This window comes from Staphylococcus caprae, from assembly GCF_002902725.1.
GTDB lineage: Bacteria > Bacillota > Bacilli > Staphylococcales > Staphylococcaceae > Staphylococcus > Staphylococcus caprae.
In genome coordinates this window covers 1-25,010 of sequence record NZ_PPRT01000048.1, presented here as the reverse complement: position 1 = coordinate 25,010, position 25,010 = coordinate 1, and the positions used below count along the sequence as shown (strand labels likewise).

Annotated in this window: 22 protein-coding genes; 13 read left to right on the top strand and 9 right to left on the bottom strand. The window is 33.0% G+C overall.

Features of this window, described 5'->3' with window-relative positions:
- Positions 1-84: 84 nt before the first annotated feature.
- Complete coding sequence (locus CD155_RS09885) at positions 85-1,125, bottom strand: C45 family autoproteolytic acyltransferase/hydrolase (protein ID WP_103213226.1); 1,041 nt, start codon at positions 1,123-1,125, stop codon at positions 85-87.
- A gap of 400 nt (positions 1,126-1,525) precedes the next feature.
- On the opposite strand from CD155_RS09885, the gene CD155_RS09880 reads away from it, so the two are divergent.
- Positions 1,526-1,696 carry a hypothetical protein gene (locus CD155_RS09880; RefSeq protein WP_002435939.1) on the top strand — a complete coding sequence of 57 codons (171 nt, stop codon included), beginning with the start codon at positions 1,526-1,528 and terminating at the stop codon, positions 1,694-1,696.
- 75 nt (positions 1,697-1,771) lie between these two features.
- On the opposite strand, the gene CD155_RS09875 is transcribed toward CD155_RS09880, so the two are convergent.
- On the bottom strand, positions 1,772-2,170 hold the full coding sequence (locus CD155_RS09875) for a YolD-like family protein (RefSeq protein ID WP_070830481.1): 399 nt from the start codon (positions 2,168-2,170) through the stop codon (positions 1,772-1,774).
- A 115-nt stretch (positions 2,171-2,285) separates the two neighbouring features.
- Positions 2,286-3,575, bottom strand: a complete 1,290-nt coding sequence (arsB, locus tag CD155_RS09870) for an arsenite efflux transporter membrane subunit ArsB (protein ID WP_103213225.1) — start codon at positions 3,573-3,575, stop codon at positions 2,286-2,288.
- A 180-nt stretch (positions 3,576-3,755) separates the two neighbouring features.
- On the opposite strand from arsB, the gene pglS reads away from it, so the two are divergent.
- On the top strand, positions 3,756-4,784 hold the full coding sequence (gene pglS / locus CD155_RS09865; protein ID WP_103213224.1) for a 6-phosphogluconolactonase: 1,029 nt from the start codon (positions 3,756-3,758) through the stop codon (positions 4,782-4,784).
- Positions 4,785-4,844: 60 nt separating this feature from the next.
- Here the strand turns inward: pglS and CD155_RS09860 are convergent, their stop codons facing one another.
- From CD155_RS09860 to CD155_RS09850, 3 genes are all read right to left on the bottom strand, one after another.
- Positions 4,845-6,224, bottom strand: a complete 1,380-nt coding sequence (locus CD155_RS09860) for an aldehyde dehydrogenase (RefSeq protein WP_002445413.1) — start codon at positions 6,222-6,224, stop codon at positions 4,845-4,847.
- A gap of 272 nt (positions 6,225-6,496) precedes the next feature.
- A complete protein-coding gene (locus CD155_RS09855; protein WP_103213223.1) occupies positions 6,497-7,423 on the bottom strand; it encodes a manganese-dependent inorganic pyrophosphatase in 927 nt (308 codons plus the stop codon).
- A gap of 54 nt (positions 7,424-7,477) precedes the next feature.
- A complete protein-coding gene (locus CD155_RS09850) occupies positions 7,478-8,032 on the bottom strand; it encodes a cysteine hydrolase family protein (protein ID WP_002445416.1) in 555 nt (184 codons plus the stop codon).
- Between the two features lie 241 nt (positions 8,033-8,273).
- Between CD155_RS09850 and CD155_RS09845 the strand changes: the two genes are divergently transcribed.
- Positions 8,274-9,359, top strand: a complete 1,086-nt coding sequence (locus CD155_RS09845; RefSeq protein ID WP_070873341.1) for a glycosyl hydrolase family 28-related protein — start codon at positions 8,274-8,276, stop codon at positions 9,357-9,359.
- Between the two features lie 279 nt (positions 9,360-9,638).
- Here CD155_RS09845 and CD155_RS09840 read toward each other — a convergent pair whose 3' ends face one another.
- Together CD155_RS09840 and CD155_RS09835 are read right to left on the bottom strand one after the other, a co-directional pair.
- Positions 9,639-10,442, bottom strand: a complete 804-nt coding sequence (locus tag CD155_RS09840; RefSeq protein WP_103213222.1) for a prephenate dehydratase — start codon at positions 10,440-10,442, stop codon at positions 9,639-9,641.
- 18 nt (positions 10,443-10,460) lie between these two features.
- Complete coding sequence (locus CD155_RS09835) at positions 10,461-11,528, bottom strand: nitric oxide synthase oxygenase (RefSeq protein ID WP_103213221.1); 1,068 nt, start codon at positions 11,526-11,528, stop codon at positions 10,461-10,463.
- A gap of 210 nt (positions 11,529-11,738) precedes the next feature.
- Between CD155_RS09835 and CD155_RS09830 the strand changes: the two genes are divergently transcribed.
- The 10 genes from CD155_RS09830 (at position 11,739) to CD155_RS09785 (ending at position 23,327) form a co-directional block, all read left to right on the top strand.
- Positions 11,739-13,208: a nicotinate phosphoribosyltransferase gene (locus CD155_RS09830; protein WP_037541845.1), complete on the top strand. Its 1,470-nt coding sequence runs from the start codon at positions 11,739-11,741 to the stop codon at positions 13,206-13,208.
- Positions 13,201-14,022: an NAD(+) synthase gene (gene nadE / locus CD155_RS09825; protein WP_070830465.1), complete on the top strand. Its 822-nt coding sequence runs from the start codon at positions 13,201-13,203 to the stop codon at positions 14,020-14,022. The genes CD155_RS09830 and nadE overlap by 8 nt, the downstream gene beginning before the upstream one ends.
- Positions 14,023-14,110: 88 nt before the next feature.
- A complete protein-coding gene (locus CD155_RS09820; RefSeq protein WP_002445428.1) occupies positions 14,111-14,737 on the top strand; it encodes a DUF2179 domain-containing protein in 627 nt (208 codons plus the stop codon).
- Positions 14,721-14,900 (top strand): NETI motif-containing protein, encoded by a 180-nt coding sequence (locus CD155_RS09815; RefSeq protein WP_002445431.1) that lies wholly within the window; start codon positions 14,721-14,723, stop codon positions 14,898-14,900. The genes CD155_RS09820 and CD155_RS09815 overlap by 17 nt, the downstream gene beginning before the upstream one ends.
- 272 nt (positions 14,901-15,172) lie before the next feature.
- Positions 15,173-16,468, top strand: a complete 1,296-nt coding sequence (purB, locus tag CD155_RS09810) for an adenylosuccinate lyase (RefSeq protein WP_002445433.1) — start codon at positions 15,173-15,175, stop codon at positions 16,466-16,468.
- Positions 16,469-16,591: 123 nt separating this feature from the next.
- A complete protein-coding gene (locus tag CD155_RS09805; protein ID WP_002445436.1) occupies positions 16,592-16,894 on the top strand; it encodes a YerC/YecD family TrpR-related protein in 303 nt (100 codons plus the stop codon).
- Between the two features lie 323 nt (positions 16,895-17,217).
- Positions 17,218-17,907: a heptaprenylglyceryl phosphate synthase gene (gene pcrB, locus CD155_RS09800; RefSeq protein ID WP_070830459.1), complete on the top strand. Its 690-nt coding sequence runs from the start codon at positions 17,218-17,220 to the stop codon at positions 17,905-17,907.
- Positions 17,907-20,096: a DNA helicase PcrA gene (pcrA, locus tag CD155_RS09795; RefSeq protein ID WP_103213220.1), complete on the top strand. Its 2,190-nt coding sequence runs from the start codon at positions 17,907-17,909 to the stop codon at positions 20,094-20,096. The genes pcrB and pcrA overlap by 1 nt, the downstream gene beginning before the upstream one ends.
- A gap of 6 nt (positions 20,097-20,102) precedes the next feature.
- Entirely contained in the window at positions 20,103-22,106 is a 2,004-nt protein-coding gene (ligA, locus tag CD155_RS09790; RefSeq protein ID WP_103213219.1) for an NAD-dependent DNA ligase LigA, read from the top strand.
- A 12-nt stretch (positions 22,107-22,118) separates the two neighbouring features.
- Positions 22,119-23,327, top strand: a complete 1,209-nt coding sequence (locus CD155_RS09785) for a CamS family sex pheromone protein (protein ID WP_002445442.1) — start codon at positions 22,119-22,121, stop codon at positions 23,325-23,327.
- Between the two features lie 77 nt (positions 23,328-23,404).
- Here the strand turns inward: CD155_RS09785 and putP are convergent, their stop codons facing one another.
- On the bottom strand, positions 23,405-24,940 hold the full coding sequence (gene putP / locus CD155_RS09780) for a sodium/proline symporter PutP (protein WP_044466839.1): 1,536 nt from the start codon (positions 24,938-24,940) through the stop codon (positions 23,405-23,407).
- Positions 24,941-25,010: the final 70 nt, after the last annotated feature.

Sequence of the window (25,010 nt, the reverse complement as noted above, 5' to 3'; positions counted from 1 at the left end):
AGCCCTTAAAATGAATGTATTTAAAAGTTCATTTTAAGGGCTATTTTCATATTTATTCATCACGCATTAGTCCGAAATAAAACTTTAATAAGTTGCGAAAGTCAAGGAAGTGTCAATTTCTCCTCTGAAATGATCAAATTTTAATTCTTCGCCATTTAACCATTTTGAAAAGTTTATTTCAGTAGCATGGTTATTCTCACCGAGTGCCATCCAAGCAGTTAATGTATTTGGTTCATAAATAGATGTATGAATGGTGCCAGACCAACTTCTAAAGAGTTTACTGTAAATCTCATATTGTGGATCGTTAAATAATTTGAAAGCATCTTCTTTAGTAATAGTGTGATTCGTATGTTTGATAACTCGCTCTAATCTCTCTTTAGACTCTTTCGTGTAATTGCGATTTTCATGGGTTAATAATTCGAAATGATTTGTACATATTGGGTCATATCTCACATTAATTGAACGTGGTGTCACTTCAACTATCGCATAGTTTAAATTCTTATCCATTAAAATGTAGCTAAATGAACTTCTATGAGGAATTTCTTTTAAAAGTCGAATAGCTTCATGAACATCTTTACAATTTTCAAGAATAAGTCTGCCTATCATATAACAAACAAAACCGTTGGCCGGCTTTTTACGATGCATAAAATTATAAGCCATTACTAGTCCACATTCATTCATCCCATCCATTCTGCCTGTCACTCTCGAAGTAGGACCTATTTGAGCCAAACCACTATCATTTGGTTGGAAAAGTAAATATCTTCCATCATATGTTGCTGGGTGATAATCATAATTACGTATTAAATAGTCTGTCCCCTTAAAAACTGTACAACCACTGTCTTTTAAATCTGTAAAGCGGTAATGACCAAAATTTAGGATGATCTGTTTAGTTGGAAGGTTAAGCACGTCTTGCATACCAATGAGCTCATCCCATATTTTCGGAGCATATGTTTGAAAGATATGATATGTTTCTTTTACATCTATATCAAAGCGAGGATTTCTTTTTCTCCATTCCTTTTCACGATTTTTTAAAAGGGGAGTCGTTTGTAACCATTTTGCTGTTTCAACTCCTAAATCGTAGTGGGAACCACGATGAGTCATAATATCAGATTGTACGTTTTGCATTCAGAACATCCTCTCTTTTCAAATGTTTACTTTAATGTAATAGGAAATTAACTTAATGTTAATTGCATTACATTAGTTGAAATAATACAATCGAATTGTATTTTAGTTGGGGAATTTTTAATATTTATGGGAGTGATTTCTATGTTTACAGATCGTTGTAGAGCAATTGCTGATTCAGTTAAATCATGGTGGCTAAGTTAATACGCATGATACTTTATTATTTATGCTATTTTTACTTAGATTTAAAATAATTAAATTAATCTTTATTTGTCATATTACCATAATTCTTACTTATATTGAGAATAATCATTTTTGAAACGGGTATTTATTTATCGAAGAAGATAAGTATGCTATCATATTGTATTGTAGATATGCATATTAATTTTAGAGGTGAAAAGTAATGTGGAACTTTATTAAAGGTTTATTTAAATTTGTATTTAGCTTATTAGCTATTACTACAGTTGTTGTAGGCGTAGGTGTTGTTGCCTTTGCTTATATTTTCAAAAAAGATTTCGAAGATATTGAAAGAAAAACAAAAGAAATTGTTTCAGATATCGAAAACAATAATTAATTAGTTAAGTGTATACTAGCTGATTTTTAAATAATGGTTGGCAACGGCTCAAAGTTAAGCTATTGCCAACTTTTTTTATGCGAAGGTAATATCAATAATATCTAAGATTGAAACCTTTTGATGGTATGTAGTATTAGGTTTTATACCTTCAATTTCAAAATTCAACGAATCTATGCGATGTATATTAAGCTGAACAAAATCAATATAGCCTTCTTTATAAAATTTGATATTAACAGGTTGGGATTTTTGTAAAGCCTCATGTAAGCGTATATTTAATTGAGCCAGTTGATCATCTGAAAGCACAGGTCTATCTATCTTATTTTGGTCGAGCATATATTGATGAATTGTTTCAAACTGCTCAGGTAATGTAGCAAAGGGTGCCCACTTAACCATGCCTCGACCAGCTGGTATATTCTTATCTAACATTTCACGTGGAATGTTTCGATAATCTGTTTCTTTATTTATATACGTCATTTTCAATCACCTCATCCGATATAAATTATTATACGAACATTTGTTCTGTTTTGCAATACAAAATTGCTGACTATATTTTTGAGTTTTATAGTCAGCAAGAGGTGAATGTTAAATTTTAAAAAATAATTAGAGTAAAATATAGTCCTAACAACGTTATAAATAGTACAGGGAGGGTAACAATAATTCCTGTTTTAAAATAGGTTCCCCAAGAAATTTTTATACCTTTTTGAGTTAACACATGGAGCCATAATAGTGTCGCTAAAGATCCAATAGGTGTAATCTTAGGACCTAAATCAGAGCCAATAACATTTGCATAAATCATACCTTCTTTAATTAAACCGGTAGAATTTGATTGTGAAATAGCGATTGCATCAATTAAAACAGTTGGCAAATTATTCATAATCGATGAAAGGAACGCTGCTATAAATCCCATACTTATAACGCTACTCAATAGTCCGTGAACTGAAAAGGAATGTAAAATATTTCCTAATACTAAAGTGATACCTACATTTTTCAATCCATAAACTACGAGATACATTCCTATTGAAAATACCACAATATTCCAAGGTGCGCCTTTTAAAACTTCTTTAGTACGAACGGCTTCTGAACGACTTGCTAGAAGTAAGAAAATAAAGGCAACAGCTAATGCAATAAACGCTACAGGTACTTTAATAAACTCACTCACTAAATAACCAAATAATAAAACAATGAGCACAATCCATGAGATGTTAAAAAGTTTTTTATCTTTGATGACTGATTGAGGTGTTTTTAAATGATTAATATCTACAGATCTTGGAAGTGAACGTCTAAAATAAAGCCAAAGTACAAGAACGCTAGCCAAAAATGAAAAAATATTAGGAATCATCATCTTTAAAGCGTATTGAATAAATGTGATATTAAAATAATCAGCAGAAACAATATTCACTAAATTACTCACAATAAGTGGGAGAGAAGTAGTATCTGCGATAAAACCACTAGCTATGATGAATGGAAATATAGTCTTTTTATCAAAACCTAGACTTCTCACCATGGCTAATACAATGGGTGTGAGTATAAGTGCAGCACCATCATTTGCAAATAAAGCTGCAACTATAGCGCCTAAAGTCATGATCAATATAAACATTCTAAAACCGTGACCTTTAGAAGCAGTAATCATATGTAAAGCAGCCCATTCAAAGAATCCAATTCGATCTAAAATTAAAGATATCAATATAATCGCTACAAATGTTAATGTAGCATTCCAAACTATGTCGGTAACCTTAATAACATCGGAAAATGATACAACACCAGTTACTATAGCTATAATGGCACCGATAACAGCAGTAATGCCTATATCTAAACCTTTCGGCTGCCAAATAACAAAGAGCAAAGTTATAACAAAAATAGCTATTGCTAGAAAAACCATAAAGGTTCACTCAACTTTCTTTATAAGAGTAAATAAATGATTTGTTTTAAATAACATAATCAAGAATATCAATACTTGAATTTTTTATCTAGAGTTATTACCAGTGAACAAGTTTTAATTGTAAATTAATCATAGTTAAAGTTAAAATTAAAACAACATCAATCTAATGGAGGGATTAATATGACTATTGGATACATCGGTTCTTATACAAAGAAAAATGGTAAAGGTATTTACCGTTTTGAATTAAATGAATTAGAGGGGACTATTAAAAACGTTGAAACAGGATATGAAATTGAAGCTTCAACCTATCTTACTAGAAATGAAAATTTCTTATATGCAATAACAAAAGAGGGAGAAGATTGTGGCATTGCAAGTTTCAAAATTAAAAATAACGGTGAATTAGAATTAATTAATAAATGCTTAGCATCTAAGAATGGAACAGGTTGCTATATTCAGGTTTCTAAAGATGGTAATTATTTATTTGAAGCAGTATATGGTGCTGGCATCGCTCGATTATATAAATTAAATAAAAATACTGGAGAAATCGAAACACTGATTGAAGAATTAGAACATGATTATCCTACAGGACCACATGAGCGACAAGACGATTCACATGTTCATTTTTTAAGTGAAACACCAGATAATAAATATGTTGTGGCGGCGGATTTAGGTACAGATAGAATTGTCACTTATACATATGGAGAAAATGGCTTTAAAGAATATGCAGTTTCACAATTTCAAGAAGCGGATGGTACACGACACATTACTTTCAATGATAATGGTAAATATGCTTACGTGGTTCATGAATTATCGAATTATGTTAGTGTAACAGAATATCATGATGGTGAATTTAAAGAAATAGAACGCCATCTAACAATTCCGCAAGATTTTAAAGAGGAAACAAAATTAGCTGCTGTTAGATTGTCTCACGATCAAAAGCATCTATATGTAAGTAATCGCGGTCATGATAGTATAGCTATTTATGAACTTGTAGATAATGGTAAATCATTGAAAATCGTTGATATACAAACAACTAGAGATGTGTTCCCAAGGGATTTTAATATTGCTCCAGATGATAAATATATCGTTTGTGCACATCAAGAAGGGGATTCCAAAGTCACAGTATTTGAACGAGATGATGTTACAGGGAAACTCACTTTCATAGATGATCACGAAAGTGCGCCTGAGGGAGTATGTGTGCTCTTCTAATAAAATGCTCCACATGTAATGAATCGACCATGTACATGTGGAGCTTAATTCAAATGATTTTTAATTTTTAAAGAAGGCTTTGATATATTTAAATTTACCTTTATAAGGAGGGAAGTAGACGCTTGATTCTAATCGAGTTGACTTAAAAGTATATGATTTCATATGACTAAATGTGTCAAATGAATATTTACCGTGATATTGTCCAATACCTGAGGCACCAACACCACCAAATGGTAAATTAGGGTTAGCGACATGCATGAGCGTATCATTAATTGCGCCACCACCAAATGATAGTTCATCTAATACACGATGAGACGCATTTTCATCTTCGCTAAATAAATATAAACTTAAAGGTTTAGGCTTGCTTTGAATAATTTCAATTGCTTCATCAAAGCTGTCATAAGTAAGAATAGGAAGTATAGGGCCAAAAATTTCTTCTTGCATCACTTTATCTTGAACATTGATATTTTCAAGTATTGTAGGTTCAATGTATAAATCTTCTTTGGAACTTTTCCCTCCAAATACTATGTTATTTTTATGAATTTCTAGTAACTCATTTAGACGATTATAATGTTTTTCATTAACAATTCTTCCAAAATCAGGACTTTCTTTTATATTTTTTCCATAAAATTCAGTGATAGTTTGTTTTAATGCATCAATAAGGTCATTTTTAACTTTGCGATCAACCAGTATATAATCTGGAGCAACACAAGTTTGACCTGCATTTGTAAACTTACCAAAACTTATTCGCTCACTAGCAACTTTAATATTAGCAGTGTCATCAACAATCACTGGTGATTTGCCACCTAATTCTAAAGTTACAGGTACTAAATTTTTAGCTGCAGCTTCATAAACAACTTTGCCAACTTTTTCACTACCCGTAAAGAACATATAATCAAAAGGTAGATGGATTAAAGTCTGAGTTTCATTAATCCCGCCCTCGACAACAGAAATATAATTAGAGTCAAAAGAATCTTCAATTACATTTCTGATAACTGTTGCTACGTTAGGTGTATGTTCTGATGGTTTTACAATTGCAGTATTTCCTGCAGCTATAGCGCCAATCAAAGGTTCAAAAACTAATTGAACAGGATAATTGAAAGGTCCTATGATTAAGACTGTGCCATAAGGTTCATTTTTGATATAACTTTTAGTCGGGAATAAATATAGTGGTGTGTCCACTTGCTTTGTTTTAGTCCAATTTTTTAATTCTTTACGAGCAATTTTAATGCTTTTTAAAAGTACGCCAATTTCTGTAGCATATGCCTCTACATTATTTTTACCTAAATCCTTTTCGAGTGCTTCAAGTAATTCATTTTCATGGTTTTTAATACTTTTGCGTAAAATTTTCAATTGATGTTTACGAAATTTAAGTTCCTTGGTTTTATTGGTTTTGAAGAATTGTTTACTTTGGTAAAATTTTTGTTCAATATTATTCATCAAAATGACCTCCTTTTTTATTTATATGCAAGAGGGGGGATACAACACAGAAATCTATCGCTTAAAAACATTAATTCACTTAATAAATTTATACCCCAAATATTAATTTTTAAATGCAATTCTTTAGTTAAAAAAGAGAAGAAAAAGTTAATTTTTAATAGATGAACTATGTATGAATATAAAATGTGCCCCTAAATAAATTTACTTAAAATTCATTTAGGAGCATACATACTAGGAAAGTCCTAGCCACTATATTAAAGATTTAGATGGAATTAAGATAATACTTCAGTAATTTGAGGTACGACTTGTTTCTTACGAGATACTACACCTGATAAGAATGCCATACCATCATCTAATTGTGCATTAAATGCTTGACCGACTTTATCTTTCTCAGCACCCACAACTAAAATTTTAGAATCGCTATTAATAATATCAGTAACTACAAGTACAAATAAATCATATTTTTCATTTGCACTCACTTCTAACATTACTTTTTCTAACTCATCTTTGCGGTTTAATACTTCATCGATATCTACAGTATTTACTTGTGCAATACGAGTCACATAGTCACCCATAGTAAATGATTTAGCGTCCATGTCTAATAAAGTTTCAGCAGATTTATCAGTAGTAGAAGCACCTGCTTTTAACATATCAAGACCGTAGCTATCTAAATCGACATTTGCAATATCTTTTAATGCTTGAGCAGCATTTACATCTTCTTGAGTACATGTAGGTGATTTGAATAATAAACTATCTGAAATGATTGCTGAAATCATTAAGCCAGCAATGTGAGGTTTAATTTCAAAGCCACGTTCTTTGTACATTTTATATAAAATTGTTGCAGTACAACCAACAGGTTCTGCTCTGTAATAAAGAGGACTTGCTGTTTCGAAGTTAGCAATTCGGTGATGATCAATCACGTGTTTTACTGTAGCATCGTTGATTGAATCTGCACTTTGTTGGAATTCGTTATGGTCTACTAAAATAACTTCTTCATTATTTAAGTCTTCAGATAATAATTCTGGCGCATCCACTTTGAAGTAATCTAATGCATATTGTGTTTCAGCACTTACTTCGCCTAAACGATATGCTTTAGCTTCAGTGTTTCCTGTTTGTTGTTCAAAATCAGCCATAATAATTGCTGAAGAAATTGCGTCAGTATCTGGATTTTTATGCCCGAATATATAAGTTTTTGTCATTTTCAATATCTCCTTATTCTTTTATATTTAATCATATTTTAGCATGATTTAAGTTTAATCTTCTACCTTAGCACCTAGTGAGTTTTTGAAATGCGAAAGTGCCCAAGTATGTCCTTCTTGATTAAAAGACGCGACACCTTTACTAGGTATCGTAATATGATAACCTAAATTATATGCTGAAATAGCGGTATGAAGTACACAAATATCTGTACATACACCAACAATTTCTACATTTTTAATATTTCTTTCTCTTAGCAAGCTATCTAATGAAGTGCCATAAAAAGAATCATACCTTGTTTTATCTAAATAATGCACGTGTGTATTATCTTTAATTGTTTGATATAAACTGCCTACTTTTCCATATAAATTACGACCTTCCGTACCGTAAATATTATGAGGAGGGAATAATTGTGTTTCAGGATGATATTGATCATTCTCATAATGTAAGTCCATTGTAAAGATGACCTCATCTTGATGATCAATGTATGAATGAATGCGATCAACGATAAAGTTCTCTATTTCTTGACCTGGCTTCCCGCATGTAAGTTTCCCATTATCAGCAATAAAATCCACAGAATAATCCACTATAATTAATGCATTTTTACTCATAAAAACATCCTCTCTCAAATGTGTTTAAAAAGTATTAGATTGGTATATTTATATATAACTAAGACTTTTTGATATGTAATTAAAAAATGATGAGCATTTCGACAAAGAGCGATAAAATTTATCGACAGTTTGACTCATTTTTGAAATTAAATAACATATCATTAATAAAATCTAACTTTAGTATATAGAGTTCGCCTTAACCGCACAATCTTTATTTTCAATTAAAATGGAGGAAACTGTTATGTTAATTAATGCTGCAGATTTTGGACTCAAAGGAGAAAGTAAATACAAGGATACTAAAGCAATTCAGAAGGCGTTAAACTATGCAAAGCACGGGGAACATACCGTATTTATACCTAAAGGCACTTACCATATTAGAAAAGCGCTAGTCATTTATGATTCTACGACGTTATTACTTGATGATGAAGCGGTACTTTTGCGCGTAGGTAAAGATGCATTACTAAAAAATGGAAAATCATATATTTTATACTATGGTTATTCGGGTAATAGTCATATCTATATTAAAGGTGGTACCTTCGATATGAATGGGGGAGATTATCCATATAATAATACTGCTATGAGTATAGGGCACGCAGAGGATATTCAACTAAATGGAGTGACATTTAAAAATATTGTAGGTGGCCACGCCCTAGACGCATGTGGCTTAAATGGATTACATATTACGAATTGTTCATTTGAAGGATTTCTTGATATTGATGGTGACCGTTCATTTTCTGAAGCGGTGCAACTAGACATTCAAGTCCCAGGCGCATTTCCTAAATTTGGCACAACAGATGGAACGATTACTAAGAATGTAGTTATAGAGAATTGTTATTTTGGTGACTCCGATAACCCGAAAATGAAAGCATGGAACCGAGCGATTGGTTCACACGCGAGCAGATATGACAGATTTTACGATAATATTCATATTAGAAATAACATATTTGACCAACTGAATGAATTTGCGTTAACACCTTTAAAATCTAAAAATACATTCATTACAAATAATGAATTTAGAATGTGTAATGGAGGAATACGCTTCCTTGGTGTTAAAGATGGAAAAAATGCGGCTGATCCTGTCACAGGACAAGTGATGGAAACGCAAGCAGGTGAGAACTTTAACGTCATCGGAAATATATTTATCGGAAAAATGGAAAGAGACGCAATTCATATCAGAAATTACAATAATGTTAAACATCACCAAGTATTTATTGCTGGTAATTATTTTGATGACGCCTCTCAAACGTTACATTTAGAAGATATTAAAGATCTTACGTTAAACCAAGAAGAACCATTTCTTCAAATAGAAAAAATCAATATAGAATAAAACGCACGCATATCTTTGAAGAATGAACAAAAAGGAAGAAAATAAAGAAGCTGGGACATAATTAATCGTCTCAGCTTTCTTTAACATATTGGCAGTAGATGTCTGAATTAAAAGTGCGCTTATATCAAGCTTCTTTTAATCCTAGCCATCCTTGCCGGCGGGGCCCCAACATAGAGAATTTCTTTTTAAGAAATTCTACAATCAATGAAAGTTGGGAGAGGGACAACGAAAATAATTTTGCTAAATTATATTTCTGTTCCACTCCCAACACTTATAAATTTATTGTTTTTTATTAAAAGAACCTATTAGTTTTACTTTAAAATCTAAAGTTTCTAAAATTGTAATAACTTTATTAATATCATGTGTGACAGGTGTATCTGCTTGAACGAAGAAACGGTACATACCTAGTTGCGTTTTTAATGGTCTTGATTCAATCCACGATAAATTAATGTTAAATAGTGCGAAGGTATTTAACACACTTGCCAGTAAACCTGGTTTATCATATTGTGGTGTAATTAAAAACATCGTTGTATTCGCATTTTTGTCGAAATGTGTATGATTTTTAACTATTAAAAAGCGAGTGACATTATGTGGGTAATCTTGAATATGTTTGTCTATGGGTTGATATCCATATGTCTCTCCGCTACCCAGCGGCGCAATCGCCCCTATACCTTTATCAATCTTATCCAAACTTTGAATCGTGCTGTCAGTATAATCATATAAAAAGTGATGCTGATGAATATAATTGGTTGTTTGGCTGATAGCTGGCGCAATCGAGTAAACCTTCTTTATGTCCTTCAAACTGTCTGTTCCATTACCGTACAATGCAAAATTGATGTCTAAGTGAATTTCTCCATGTGCATAAATTTGTTGTTGGGCTAATGAATCAGCAACGATATTAATAGTACCTTCAATTGAATTTTCTATAGGTACAATGCCTACAGATTGATCGTTACTAGACACTGCTTTAATGACCTCGTGAAGATTAGTTTTTGCTGAATATTCTATTTCATTTTCAGATATAAATTTTTGTGAAGCTAAATAAGAAAAAGTTCCCTTTGGACCTAGGTAATATAATCGCATGATGACACCTCTAAAAACTTAATGAAAAGGGCACTTCATAGGTTCATCTTTTTTGTAAAAGAAATTTGTTGAACGCATAGTATTATCATAACCATGATGATAATTTGATGTTAAAGTTGGTGACAATGGTGGTGCTAACCAAGACCATTTGCCAGTGACATGTCTATCATTTTTTTGTTCATTTCGCTCAAACATTTCGAATTGTTTTGAAGCGGTGAGATGATCGACGATTGAAACGCCTTCAGATTTATAAGAATGATAAACTGCATAATTTAATTCTACGAGTGCTCGATCCCTATTAAATGAATTATTTTTAAGTGTACCAAAATCAAAGGCTTCTGCAACTTTTTCTAATAAATTATATCGATAACTATCTGTGAAATTACGTACGCCTATTTCAGTAACCATGTACCATCCATTAAAAGGTGCAGTTCGATAGGTAATCCCACCAATTTTTAAGTCCATATTTGAAATAATTGGGACAGCATACCATTTTAGACCTAATTCTGCTAATTTTGGATATTGGTCATGCCAAATTGGGACCTCTTTAATGATGTGATTTGGGAATTCATGCCACTTAATGCTTCCATTCGATATTTGATAAATGAGTGGTAGAATATCGAAATTCGTGCCTTCGCCTTTCCAACCTAAATGTTGAGCTAAACGTGTGATTTCTTTTTCAGATGGATCTCCCGCGTTATCGTAACCTGCATATCGAATTAATTGGTTATTATAGATTTTGGGCGCATTTTGAGGTGAGAAAATTGTAATAAGTGGTTTGATTTTGCCACCATTAGTTGCGATATCGATATGACGATAAATTGCTTCTAAAAAGTTTTCTTCATTATCTATATCTCGTGCATCCTCTACATTTAATGAGTCCCAGAATAGTCTCCCAATGCAACGGTTAGAATTTCTCCATGCTAGCTTTGCTCCATAAGATAGCTCTTCATAAGTATGTGTATAACTTCCTGTACGTCTGATTTCATTCTCAATTTCATTTAATCTCTCTGCTATTTTACTTGAATCATAATTAAGTTCGGTATACATAGTTTGAATAAATGATCTAGCTTCATCTAATAACATTTAAAAACACCTCACACGTATTATAATCGAGGTTTTAAAAATACTCAGTTAAAATATTCAATTGTCATGAATTTGTCGTATAGAATGATTTTGTAAATGATTAAATCTAAACTATTAAAAGATTCAGATTAATCAAGTAACTCATTTACCTACAGTATGTGAATTATGATAAACTAATTGTAAATGAATCGGTCGATTGGAGAGATAAGTGTGTATCAATTTAAAGACGACAGCTTAATGTTACAGAACGACTTATATCAAATTAATATGGCAGAAAGTTATTGGAATGATGGCATTCACGAAAGAATTGCTATTTTTGACTTATATTTTAGAAGTATGCCTTTTAATAGTGGGTATGCGGTTTTTAATGGGTTAAAACGTGTAATTGATTTTATAGAGAACTTCGGATTTTCCGATAGTGATATAGCGTATTTGAAAACAATAGGCTACAAGGATGACTTTTTAGAATACTTGAGAGAACTCAAGTTCACAGGTAATATTCGCTCAATGCAAGAGGGTGAATTATGCTTTGGTAATGAACCGTTAATTAGAGTTGAAGCGCCTTTGATTCAAGCGCAACTAATAGAAACGATTTTACTTAATATCATTAATTTCCATACGTTAATTGCGACCAAAGCAAGTAGAATACGTCAAATTGCAATGAATGATACTTTGATGGAATTCGGTACTAGAAGAGGTCAAGAAGTTGACGCTGCATTATGGGGCGCAAGAGCAGCTTTTATTGGTGGTTTCGATTCAACGAGTAATGTACGTGCAGGTAAATTGTTTGATATTCCAGTTTCTGGAACACATGCGCATGCATTAGTGCAAACGTATGGTGATGAATATATAGCTTTTAAAAAATATGCAGAACGACATAAAAATTGCGTCTTTTTAGTCGATACTTTCCATACTCTTAAATCAGGTGTACCTACAGCTATTAAAGTTGCGAAAGAGTTGGGAGATAAAATCAACTTTATAGGAATTAGATTAGACTCAGGTGATATTGCATACTTATCTAAAGAAGCTAGACGAATGCTAGATGAAGCAGGCTTTACTGATGCGAAAATTATTGCTTCAAACGATTTAGATGAACAAACAATCACAAGTTTAAAAGCGCAAGGCGCAAAGGTTGACGCATGGGGCGTCGGAACGAAACTCATTACTGGTTTCGATCAACCTGCTCTTGGAGCTGTTTATAAATTGGCAGCTATTGAAACAGAAGATGGTACGTTTAGTGATCGAATTAAGTTATCTAATAATGCGGAAAAGGTCACAACACCAGGTAAAAAGAACGTTTATCGTATTATCAACAAAAAAACGGGTAAGGCGGAAGGTGACTATATTACACTTGACGGGGAAGACCCTACAGCTGAGAAACCACTTAAATTATTCCATCCTGTTCATACCTATAAAATGAAATTTATTAAGTCTTTTGAAGCAAAAGATTTACATCATACGATTTTTGATAATGGCAAACTTGTATATCAACTTCCAAGCGAACGTGAAGCTCAAACTTATTTAATGCAAGGTTTAAACACACTTTGGGATGAAAATAAACGTTATTTAAATCCACAGGAATATCCTGTTGATTTAAGTGCAAAATGTTGGGAAAACAAACACAAACGCATTTTTGAAGTGGCTGAACATGTTAAGGAAATGGAGGAAGAAAATGAGTAAGTTACAAGATATTGTAGTTAAAGAAATGAAAGTAAAAAAACAAATTGATAGCGAAAAAGAAATCAATGAAATCAAACATTTTATAAAATCGTATGTTCAATCACATTCATTTATTAAATCATTAGTACTCGGTATTTCTGGAGGACAAGATTCAACGTTAACAGGTAAGTTAGTGCAATTAGCGGTGAATGAATTACGAGAAGAAGGTCGAGAATGTAAATTCATCGCAGTTAAACTACCTTATGGTATTCAAAAAGATGCCGACGAGGTGGAAGATGCACTTAAATTTATTGAGCCTGATGAAATCATTACGGTCAATATTAAACCTGCTGTAGATCAAAGTGTTCAATCTTTAAAAGAAGCGGGGATAGCCCTCACTGATTTCCAAAGAGGCAATGAAAAAGCTAGAGAGCGCATGAAAGTTCAATTTTCTATTGCTTCTAATCAAAGCGGTATCGTCGTAGGAACGGATCATTCTGCCGAAAATATTACAGGTTTCTATACTAAATATGGTGATGGTGCAGCTGATATTGCGCCTATTTTCGGTTTAGATAAAAGACAAGGTAAACAGTTACTTGAATATTTGAAAGCACCAAAACATTTATATGAAAAAGTGCCTACAGCAGATTTAGAGGATGATAAACCTCAACTACCTGATGAAGAAGCGCTTGGTGTGACATATGATCAAATTGATGATTACTTAGAAGGTAAAGAAATACCTGCTGAAGCACGCGAAACAATCGAAAAACATTATGTAAGAAATGCGCATAAACGTGAGCTTGCTTATACAAGATATACATGGCCTAAAAATTAATAATGATTAATACGTAAAAATTTAAGTGACAAATCGATGCATGACTGATAAAATGATTTGGATTTAATTGTAAGAAAAGAGGAATAATATGTCAGCAATTGCTCACAATCCATGGTTAATGGTCTTTGCTATATTTGTAATCAACGTATGTTATGTCACATTTTTAACAATGAGAACGATATTAACGTTAAAAGGTTATCGATATATTGCTGCTGCAGTGAGTTTCCTTGAAGTTCTCGTATATGTGGTTGGTTTAGGTTTAGTTATGTCTAGTTTAGATCAAATTCAAAATATTTTCGCATATGCATTAGGATTTTCAGTGGGAATCATCGTCGGTATGAAAATCGAAGAAAAATTGGCATTAGGTTATACCGTTGTCAATGTAACATCTTCAGAATATGAATTGGACTTACCAAATGAATTGAGAAATCTTGGTTATGGAGTTACACACTATGAAGCATTTGGTCGTGATGGCAGTCGAATGGTGATGCAAATCTTAACCCCTCGTAAATACGAACTTAAGCTTATGGATACAATCAAAAATTTAGATCCTAAAGCGTTTATTATTGCATATGAACCTAGAAATATTCATGGTGGATTCTGGGTTAAAGGTGTACGTAGACGTAAACTTAAAGCTTATGAACCAGAACACCTTGATGTAGTAGTAGAATACGAAGAACAAGAAAGTGCAAGGTCAAATGAGCAAAAAATTTAAAGTAGAAGATAATGAGACCATTTCAGACTGCTTAAATCGAATGCGAAATGAAGGGTTTATGCCAACGCGTAGAATGGAGAAACCAGTCTATAAAGAGAATAAGGACGGAAGTATTGAAGTCCTTAGACAAGAAATTATTTTTGTAGGTAAACCAATCAAGTAACAAGTTATAAAATTTCATATATAAATATGTTCTAAGAGTAGGATATCGAAATGATACTAAAGTAGAATTTCTATCCTACTCTTTCTTATAGTTAATTGAGTTTCTAAGGTAATTACAATAAAATAGGCATATAAAGAAAAAAGATTTATACATTTTGAAACAGTTCTGTTAAACTAAAGACGAAAGCTTAAACACGAACTTTTAGATCAAAAAATAATTTAATGTACAGGTTTTAATTCTACAATAATACATATGATTGGAGTTTATAAAGAATGATTGAACGCTATTCAAGAGAAGAAATGTCTAATATTTGGACGGATCAAAATCGCTATGAAGCTTGGTTAGAGGTAGAAATATTAGCATGTGAAGCATGGAGCGAATTAGGTTATATTCCTAAAGAAGATGTCCAAAAAATTCGTGAAAATGCTAAAGTTGATGTAGCACGTGCAAAAGAAATTGAATTAGAAACACGTCATGACGTCGTTGCATTTACTAGACAAGTTTCTGAAACATTAGGTGAAGAAAGAAAATGGGTCCACTATGGTCTTACATCAACTGATGTGGTAGATACTGCATTAAGCTTCGTAGTTAAACAAGCGAATGAAATCATTGAAAAAGACTTAGAAAGATTTATTGATGTATTAGCAGAAAAAGCTAAGAATTATAAATATACGCTTATGATGGGACGTACACATGGTGTTCACGCTGAACCAACTACATTTGGTGTGAAAATGGCATTATGGTACACAGAAATGAAACGTAACCTTAAACGTTTCAAGGAAGTACGTAAAGAAATTGAAGTAGGTAAAATGAGTGGCGCAGTTGGTACATTTGCGAATATTCCTCCAGAAATTGAAGCATATGTTTGTAAACATCTAGGTATTGATACTGCTCCTGTATCAACTCAAACATTGCAAAGAGATCGCCATGCATATTATATTGCGACGCTAGCATTGATTGCGACTTCTTTAGAAAAGTTTGCAGTAGAAATTCGTAATCTACAAAAAACTGAAACACGTGAAGTAGAAGAAGCATTTGCTAAAGGTCAAAAAGGTTCATCTGCAATGCCGCATAAACGTAATCCAATTGGTTCTGAGAATATTACTGGAATATCTCGCGTTATTCGTGGCTATATTACTACAGCTTATGAAAATGTTCCTTTATGGCATGAACGCGATATTTCTCATTCTTCAGCTGAACGTATTATGTTACCAGATGTAACCATAGCGCTTGATTATGCATTGAATCGTTTTACTAATATTGTAGATCGCTTAACGGTCTTTGAAGATAATATGCGAAATAATATTGATAAAACATTTGGTTTAATCTTCTCACAACGTGTATTATTAGCGCTAATTAATAAAGGCATGGTTCGTGAAGAGGCGTATGATAAGGTTCAACCTAAAGCAATGGAATCTTGGGAAACTAAGACGCCATTCAGAGAATTGATTGAACAAGACGAAACAATTACTAATGTTTTAACAGCAGAAGAATTAGACGAATGTTTCAATCCAGAACATCACCTTAATCAAGTCGACACAATATTTGAACGTGCAGGTTTAGAATAAAAATCTTAAATATCATGTTAGAAAAGCGGTTAAATTCCTATACTTTTTTCATTGAAACTACTACACTTTAACTGATTAGTACGTTAAAATGATGAAAGAAAACGTGTATAGGGGTTGTTCGAGATGCAAATTGAAAAATTACGTGGTCAAGCATTAGATGAATTATTTGATGCGATCCTAGCGCTAGAAAATAGAGAAGAATGTTATCAGTTTTTCGATGATTTATGCACTGTCAATGAAATACAGTCATTATCTCAGAGGCTTCAAGTTGCTAAAATGATTAAACAAGGTTATACGTATGCAACAATTGAAGACGAATCTGGAGCATCAACTGCAACAATTTCTAGAGTGAAACGATCATTACAATGGGGTAACGATGCGTACACTATGATTTTAGATAGACTTAATATCGAAACACAGTCATAAGACAATGTTGATTTAAATTTGATTTACAGTCTGACGCTGACTCGTTTTAATGTTTTAATTTTTATAAAATAATAGGAGCTAAGGCTTTGAAAAGTGTTTAATCATTTTTCGAAGCCTTTTATATTTGAAAATAAAAGTTAGCAATGATGATTAGTTTAAAAGGAAAATGATTGATTAAATTCTCTACAAATTCAAAATTAGACACGCACCATAGTAAATAAAGTTATTACTTAAATAATGTATTATTTTCATATTTACTCTTTAGAACTTAGTACTTAAAAATGCTATAATTTAGGGTATGTTAATTAAAGGAGTTACGAAAAATGTATGACATAAAAAAATGGCAACATATATTTAAATTAGATCCTGCTAAGTCTATTTCTGATGATGATTTAGAGGCAATATGTATGTCTAATACAGATGCAATTATAATTGGTGGTACTGATAATGTAACTGAAGACAATGTCATCCATTTAATGAGTAGAGTAAGACGTTATCCATTACCACTTGCATTAGAAGTCTCAAATGTTGAAAGTGTCATGCCCGGGTTTGACTTTTACTTTATACCGACAGTGATGAATAGCAACGATACGAGATTCCACAACGGTATTTTGCTAGAGGCACTGAAACAATATGGACATGTGATCAACTTTGAAGAAGTAGTATTTGAAGGATACTTAGTATTAAATTCAAATAGTAAAGTAGCTCAAAGTACCAATGCCAATACGACACTTGATATGGAAGATGTTGAAGCATATGCGCAAATGGCTAATGAACTCTATCATTTCCCAGTAATGTACATAGAATATAGTGGGGAGTACGGTGATATTGATAAAGTCAAAGCCGTATCTAACATGCTTACAGAAACGCAACTTTTCTACGGTGGAGGCATCTCAAGTTTAGGACAAGCACAAGAGATGGCTGATATTGCCGATACGATTATCGTAGGAAATATCATATATACAGATATTAAAAAAGCGCTAAAAACAGTAAAAATAAAGGAGTCTAATTAATGAATTCGCTAGTCAAGAATATGAATACCGAACAAAGTGAAGCCGTAAGAACGACTGAAGGGCCACTACTAATAATGGCAGGTGCGGGATCAGGAAAAACACGTGTATTAACACATCGCATCGCTTATTTATTAGATGAAAAAGATGTCTCTCCTTACAACATTTTAGCGATTACTTTTACTAATAAAGCTGCTAAAGAGATGAAACAACGTGTTGAACAACTTGTTGGTGAAGAAGCCCAAGTCATTTGGATGTCAACGTTTCACTCCATGTGCGTAAGAATATTAAGAAGAGATGCGGATAGAATTGGCATAGAAAGAAATTTCACGATTATTGATCCTACTGACCAAAAATCTGTCATTAAAGATGTTTTGAAAAATGAAAATATTGATAGCAAGCGCTTTGAACCTAGAATGTTTATTGGCGCAATTAGTAATTTAAAAAATGAATTAAAAACACCTGACGATGCTCAAAAAGAAGCAAATGATTTTCATTCACAAATGGTAGCGACAGTTTATAAAGGGTACCAAAGACAACTGTCTCGTAACGAAGCATTAGACTTTGACGATTTAATTATGACTACTATCAATTTATTTGAACGTGTGCCTGATGCTCTAGAATATTATCAAAATAAATTCCAATACATTCACGTAGACGAATATCAAGATACAAACAAAGCGCAATATACTTTAGTGAAATTACTTGCTAGTAAATTTAAAAATTTATGTGTCGTAGGGGATTCTGACCAATCGATATATGGTTGGCGTGGCGCTGATATTCAAAATATTTTATCCTTCGAGGAAGATTATCCAGAAGCGAAAACCATTTTCCTAGAACAAAATTATCGTTCAACTAAAAATATTCTCAATGCTGCAAATGAAGTCATTAAAAATAACTCAGAACGTAAGCCAAAAGGTTTATGGACTGCCAATACCGGCGGAGATAAAATTCAATACTATGAAGCAATGACTGAACGCGATGAAGCGGAATACGTTGTTAGGGAAATTATGAAGCATCAACGTAATGGTAAGAAATATCGTGATATGGCTATTCTTTATAGAACAAATGCACAATCACGTGTGTTAGAAGAAACATTCATGAAATCGAACATCCCATATACGATGGTTGGTGGCCAAAAGTTCTATGATCGTAAAGAGATTAAAGACTTGCTAAGCTATTTACGAGTAATTGCTAATAGCAATGATGACATTAGTTTACAACGAATTATTAATGTGCCAAAAAGAGGTATCGGACCTTCTTCAGTGGAAAAAATTCAAACCTATGCTGTTCAAAATCAAATTAGTATGTTTGATGCACTTGGTGAGGTTGATTTTATTGGATTATCTAAAAAGGTCACTCAAGAATGTATCAATTTTTATGAAACCATCACTAATTTAATTAAAGAACAAGAGTTTCTTGAAATAAGTGACATTGTAGATGAAGTATTACAAAAATCTGGATATCGTAACATGCTTGAGAGAGAACAAACACTAGAATCTCGTAGTCGCCTAGAAAACTTAGATGAATTTATGTCAGTACCAAAAGATTACGAAGAAAATACACCTTTAGAAGAACAATCATTAATTAACTTTTTAACTGATTTATCATTGGTTGCCGATATAGATGAAGTGGATACGCAAAGCGGTGTAACGCTCATGACAATGCACTCAGCTAAAGGTTTAGAATTCCCAATTGTCTTCATTATGGGTATGGAAGAATCACTGTTTCCTCATATTCGTGCAATCAAAAGTGATGATGATCACGAGATGGAAGAGGAACGTCGAATTTGTTATGTAGCAATTACGCGTGCAGAGGAACTTTTATACATTACGAATGCTACGACAAGAATGTTGTTCGGACGTTCTCAATCAAATATGCCTTCACGATTCTTAAGGGAAATTCCTGAAGACTTACTTGAAAGTCATACTGGAACGAAACGTCAAACCATTTCACAGGCTAAACCACAACAGAAACGTGGATTTAGTAAACGCACAACGTCACCTAAGAAACAAGTTTCTTCTTCTGATTGGAAAGTTGGAGATAAGGTTACACATAAAGCATGGGGCGAAGGTATGGTGAGTAATGTCAATGAGAAAAATGGTTCAGTAGAGCTAGATATTATCTTTAAATCTGAAGGACCTAAACGTCTACTTGCACAATTTGCGCCAATAGAGAAGAAGGAGGATTAATGGGGGATGGAAGATTTACAACGTCGCGTTAATGAATTACATGACTTATTAAATCAGTATAGTTATGAATATTATGTACAAGATAATCCGTCTGTACCAGACAGTGAATACGATAAACTATTACATGAACTTATAGATATTGAATCAAAACATCCTGAGTATAAAACTGCAGATTCACCTACCGTTAGAGTAGGTGGAGAAGCTCAGTCCTCGTTTGAAAAGGTAAATCACGATACACCTATGCTAAGTTTAGGCAATGCTTTTAATGAGGAAGATTTAAGAAAGTTCGACCAACGTATTAGGGAAAATATTGGTAACGTCGAATATATGTGTGAACTTAAGATTGATGGTTTAGCTGTTTCACTTAAATATCAAGACGGTAAATTTGTTCAAGGACTAACGCGTGGTGATGGTACGACAGGTGAAGACATTACTGAAAATTTAAGAACCATACATGCGATTCCATTAAAAATAAAAGAACCACTCAATTTTGAAGTACGTGGTGAGGCTTATATGCCGCGACGTTCATTTATGAATTTGAATAAGCAGAAAGAAGAGAATGGTGAACAACCTTTTGCAAACCCTAGAAATGCAGCAGCAGGTTCTCTAAGACAACTCGACTCTAAATTGGCAGCGAAAAGAAAACTAAGTGTGTTCTTATATAGTGTAAATGACTTTACCGATTTTAATGCTACGACCCAAAGTGGTGCATTGAACGAACTTGATCAACTAGGATTTAAAACGAATCAGGAGAGAGAACGTGTTTCAGATATTGAAGGCGTTCTTAAATACATTGAGAAATGGACCGATAAAAGAGAATCACTTTCTTACGATATTGATGGGATTGTAATTAAAGTCAATGATTTAGATCAACAAGAAGAAATGGGTTACACACAGAAATCACCAAGATGGGCGATTGCGTATAAATTCCCAGCTGAAGAGGTGGTTACTAAATTATTAGATATTGAATTAAGTATTGGACGCACAGGTGTTGTTACGCCTACAGCTATATTGGAACCAGTCAGAGTAGCTGGTACGACAGTTTCAAGAGCGTCTTTACACAACGAAGATTTGATACATGAACGAGATATACGTATTGGTGATAGCGTCGTCGTTAAAAAAGCAGGTGACATCATACCTGAAGTAGTTAAAAGTATTCTAGATAGACGTCCAGACGATGCAGAAACGTACCATATGCCGACACATTGTCCAAGTTGCGGTCACGAGTTAGTTCGCATTGAAGGCGAAGTCGCGTTACGTTGTATTAACCCTAAATGCCAAGCACAGCTCATTGAAGGTCTTATTCATTTTGTTTCAAGACAAGCGATGAACATTGATGGTTTAGGTACAAAAATCATTCAACAATTATATGAAAATGAGCTTATCAAAGATGTTGCTGATATATTTTATCTTCAAGAAGAGGATTTACTTCCATTAGAACGTATGGGAACTAAAAAAGTCGAGAATTTATTAGCTGCAATTGAAAAGGCTAAAGATAATTCATTCGAACATTTACTATTTGGGCTAGGAATTAGACATCTCGGTGTGAAAGCGAGCCAAGTATTAGCTGAGAAGTATGAAACGATGGATCGCTTATTAGAAGTCACTGAAGCTGAATTGGTTGAAATTCATGATATTGGCGATAAACTTGCACAATCTGTTGTTACGTATCTTAAAAATGAAGATATTCGTGCTTTAATTCAAAAATTAAAAGACAAAAATGTTAATATGAGTTATAAAGGAATTAAAACAACAGAGATTGAAGGACATCCAGAATTTAGCGGTAAAACAATTGTACTAACAGGAAAATTAGAACAAATGACTAGAAGTGAAGCATCACAATGGCTAGAAATGCAAGGCGCTAAAGTAACAAACAGTGTAACTAAGAGTACGGATATCGTCATTGCAGGTGCCGATGCGGGTTCTAAATTAACCAAAGCTGAGAAGTTTGGTACGGAAATCTGGACAGAGGAAGAATTTGCTAACAAACAAAAAGAATTAAATAATTAGAGGAGTACGTCGATGAAGCGAACACTTATATTACTCATTTCGACAATATTTTTATTAGCTGCTTGTAATAATGGACAAAAAGATAATCAATCAAACAAAGATCAAAGTGAGAGTAAAGATAGTAAAAATTCAAACCAAGTTAAACAAATTGCAACTGACAAAAATGTTCAAGGTGATAATTACAGAACGATTTTACCTTTTAAGGAAAGTCAGGCTAGAGGTTTACTGCAAGATAATATGGCCAATAGCTATAACGGTGAAGACTTTGAAAGTGGCTTATTAGAGTTAAGTAAAGAAGTCTTTCCTACAAATAAATACCTTTATCAAGATGGACAGTATTTAGATAAGAAAACAATTAATGCTTATTTAGATCCGAAATATACGAAAAAAGAAATTGATAAAATGAGCGAAAAAGAGAAGAAAAGTAAAAAAGCTAATGAAAACTTAGGACTTAATCCTTCTCATAATGGTGAAACGAATCAGGAAAAAATTGCCGACAACTCACCAGCTTATCTATCAAATATTTTAGAACAAGATTTTTACGGTAATAGTGATTCAAAAGGTAAAAACATTAAAGGTATGACAATTGGTTTAGCTATGAATAGTGTTTATTATTATCAAAAAGAAAAAGATGGCGAGACTTATAGTAAAAATCTAAATGATAAAGACATAGAGAAACAAGGTAAACAAATGGCAAGTGAAATATTATCTCGATTACGTGAAAATAGTGATTTAAAAGATATTCCAATTCATTTTGCAATTTATAAACAGTCTGGACAAGACTCTATTTCACCAGGAGAATTCATTGCTGGAGCGACTGCAGACGATGGTCAAACAAAAATCAATGGATGGGATACGATAAAAGAGAAATCTGCTTTACTTCCATCCTCAACAGCAGAAGATTATAATGAAACACTGAATAATAATTTCAAACAATTTAACGATAACCTACAATCGTACTTCTCTAACTTTACACAAGCAGTAGGAAAGGTTAAATTTGTAAATAAAAAAGCGAAACAATTAACAGTAGACTTACCAATTGACTATTATGGTCAAGCGGAAACGATTGGTATTACACAATATGTTACTGAACAAGCTGAAAAATATTTTGATAACATTGATGAATATGAAATTCGTATCAAAGATGGTAATACACCTCGTGCGCTTATAAGTAAATCCAAAGATGACAAAGAACCTCAAGTTCACATCTATCATAATTAATACATGAAAAGGCGTCTTCGACTAAAATGAATAATCTAGTCGAAGACGCCTTTATATATATGAATATTAGGAAATAGTTATTCTTTTACAATTTGTTTTACTTTATTTAAATCATTCTCAACGAAAGCACCAGGTTTCTTAGTGAGTTTGCTTACAATATAAGTCACTAATACACTAATGATAAAACCAGGTATAATTTCATACATACCAAAAATTTCATTGATTGATGCAAGAGGTTTAATCCATGCTATCCAAATAATTACGACTAAAGCACCAGCGATCATACCGCTAATAGCACCAGCACGTGTAAGCCCCTTCCAATAAAGTGAATAGAGTACAAGCGGGCTAAAGGCTGCACCAAAACCTGCCCAAGCATTACCTACAAGGTTTAAAATTGTATCATTAGGTTGCCAAGCAATAGCGATAGCAACAATTGCTACAAGTAATACTGAAAGTCGTCCAATCATGACGAATTCTTTCTGATGCGTTGAAGCTTTATCTTCGCCACGAATCAATTTGTAAAAATCTTCTGTTAAAGAACTAGAAGTAACGAGTAATTGAGAAGAAATGGTACTCATAATAGCTGCTAAAATGGCTGCCAATAAGAATCCGCCTACAAGAGGGTGGAAAAGAATTTGACTCATAATGATAAATAATGTCTCTGGGTCTTCCATTTTGATATGCTTTTCAGAAATAAAAGCAATACCAGTTAAACCTACGCCTACTGCACCTAACAAACCAATTGCCATCCAACTAATACCTAATCGTCTTGCTTTAGGAAGTAATCGATGTGATTTAATAGACATAAAGCGTACGATAATATGTGGTTGACCGAAATATCCTAATCCCCAAGAGAATAATGAGATAATCCCTAATACAGTTGTACCTCTAAATAAATCTAAGTTGGTTGGTTTCATCTGTGCAACTTCACTAAACGTATCCCATCCGTTTAATTTCATTAAAGCAACGACAGGAACCATCACCATTGCAATAAGCATAATCACACCTTGAAAGAAGTCTGTGATAGATACGGCTAAATATCCTCCGAAGAAAGTGTAAAAAATGACTATCACTGCAACTAAAATTAATCCAAAGTGATAGTTAAGACCAAATGCACTTTCGAATAATTTCCCACCTGAAACAAATCCTGAGTGCGTATATAACGTAAAAAAGATCACAATAATCAATCCAGAGATAATCTTAATAATATTCTGTTTATCGTCTAATCTGTTCTTAAAGAAGTCAGGTAAAGTGATGGCATCTCCAGCAATTTCTGTGTATACACGTAACCTTGGTGCTACAACGAAATAGTTAATATATGCGCCTAATGTTAAGCCAATCGTAATCCATATAGCTGAAAGACCAGTGCTATAGACAGAACCTGGAAGCCCCATAATCATCCAACCACTCATATCTGAAGCACCTGCTGATAAAGCTGTAATATACGGACCAATATTACGTCCTCCAAGCATAAATTCACTTAAGTTACCTGTAGCTTGCTTATAACCATAGAAGCCGATAATTAGCAAAATAATAAAATAAACGGCAATCATTATATAGGTTTGCCAGTTTGCGTCGACTTGATTACTAAGTGTGGAACCTAATGTCAGCATCGTAAACACTCCCTTTATGTAGTTTTAATTTAGTTATATGTAATATTATACCTGTCTCTTATACACATCT

What these genes read in the sequence shown, in the direction of transcription:
- CD155_RS09840 (WP_103213222.1), bottom strand. Translation starts at nt 10,442, where the DNA reads ATGCGATTATATTACCTAGGTCCAAAGGGAACTTTTTCTTATTTAGCT.
- CD155_RS09860 (WP_002445413.1), bottom strand. Translation starts at nt 6,224, where the DNA reads ATGAATAATATTGAACAAAAATTTTACCAAAGTAAACAATTCTTCAAA.
- CD155_RS09885 (WP_103213226.1), bottom strand. Translation starts at nt 1,125, where the DNA reads ATGCAAAACGTACAATCTGATATTATGACTCATCGTGGTTCCCACTAC.
- purB (WP_002445433.1), top strand. Translation starts at nt 15,173, where the DNA reads ATGATTGAACGCTATTCAAGAGAAGAAATGTCTAATATTTGGACGGAT.
- pcrA (WP_103213220.1), top strand. Translation starts at nt 17,907, where the DNA reads ATGAATTCGCTAGTCAAGAATATGAATACCGAACAAAGTGAAGCCGTA.
- CD155_RS09785 (WP_002445442.1), top strand. Translation starts at nt 22,119, where the DNA reads ATGAAGCGAACACTTATATTACTCATTTCGACAATATTTTTATTAGCT.
- pglS (WP_103213224.1), top strand. Translation starts at nt 3,756, where the DNA reads ATGACTATTGGATACATCGGTTCTTATACAAAGAAAAATGGTAAAGGT.
- CD155_RS09855 (WP_103213223.1), bottom strand. Translation starts at nt 7,423, where the DNA reads ATGACAAAAACTTATATATTCGGGCATAAAAATCCAGATACTGACGCA.
- CD155_RS09880 (WP_002435939.1), top strand. Translation starts at nt 1,526, where the DNA reads ATGTGGAACTTTATTAAAGGTTTATTTAAATTTGTATTTAGCTTATTA.
- arsB (WP_103213225.1), bottom strand. Translation starts at nt 3,575, where the DNA reads ATGGTTTTTCTAGCAATAGCTATTTTTGTTATAACTTTGCTCTTTGTT.
- putP (WP_044466839.1), bottom strand. Translation starts at nt 24,940, where the DNA reads ATGCTGACATTAGGTTCCACACTTAGTAATCAAGTCGACGCAAACTGG.
- CD155_RS09845 (WP_070873341.1), top strand. Translation starts at nt 8,274, where the DNA reads ATGTTAATTAATGCTGCAGATTTTGGACTCAAAGGAGAAAGTAAATAC.
- pcrB (WP_070830459.1), top strand. Translation starts at nt 17,218, where the DNA reads ATGTATGACATAAAAAAATGGCAACATATATTTAAATTAGATCCTGCT.
- CD155_RS09850 (WP_002445416.1), bottom strand. Translation starts at nt 8,032, where the DNA reads ATGAGTAAAAATGCATTAATTATAGTGGATTATTCTGTGGATTTTATT.
- CD155_RS09805 (WP_002445436.1), top strand. Translation starts at nt 16,592, where the DNA reads ATGCAAATTGAAAAATTACGTGGTCAAGCATTAGATGAATTATTTGAT.
- CD155_RS09875 (WP_070830481.1), bottom strand. Translation starts at nt 2,170, where the DNA reads ATGACGTATATAAATAAAGAAACAGATTATCGAAACATTCCACGTGAA.
- ligA (WP_103213219.1), top strand. Translation starts at nt 20,103, where the DNA reads ATGGAAGATTTACAACGTCGCGTTAATGAATTACATGACTTATTAAAT.
- nadE (WP_070830465.1), top strand. Translation starts at nt 13,201, where the DNA reads ATGAGTAAGTTACAAGATATTGTAGTTAAAGAAATGAAAGTAAAAAAA.
- CD155_RS09815 (WP_002445431.1), top strand. Translation starts at nt 14,721, where the DNA reads ATGAGCAAAAAATTTAAAGTAGAAGATAATGAGACCATTTCAGACTGC.
- CD155_RS09835 (WP_103213221.1), bottom strand. Translation starts at nt 11,528, where the DNA reads ATGTTATTAGATGAAGCTAGATCATTTATTCAAACTATGTATACCGAA.
- CD155_RS09820 (WP_002445428.1), top strand. Translation starts at nt 14,111, where the DNA reads ATGTCAGCAATTGCTCACAATCCATGGTTAATGGTCTTTGCTATATTT.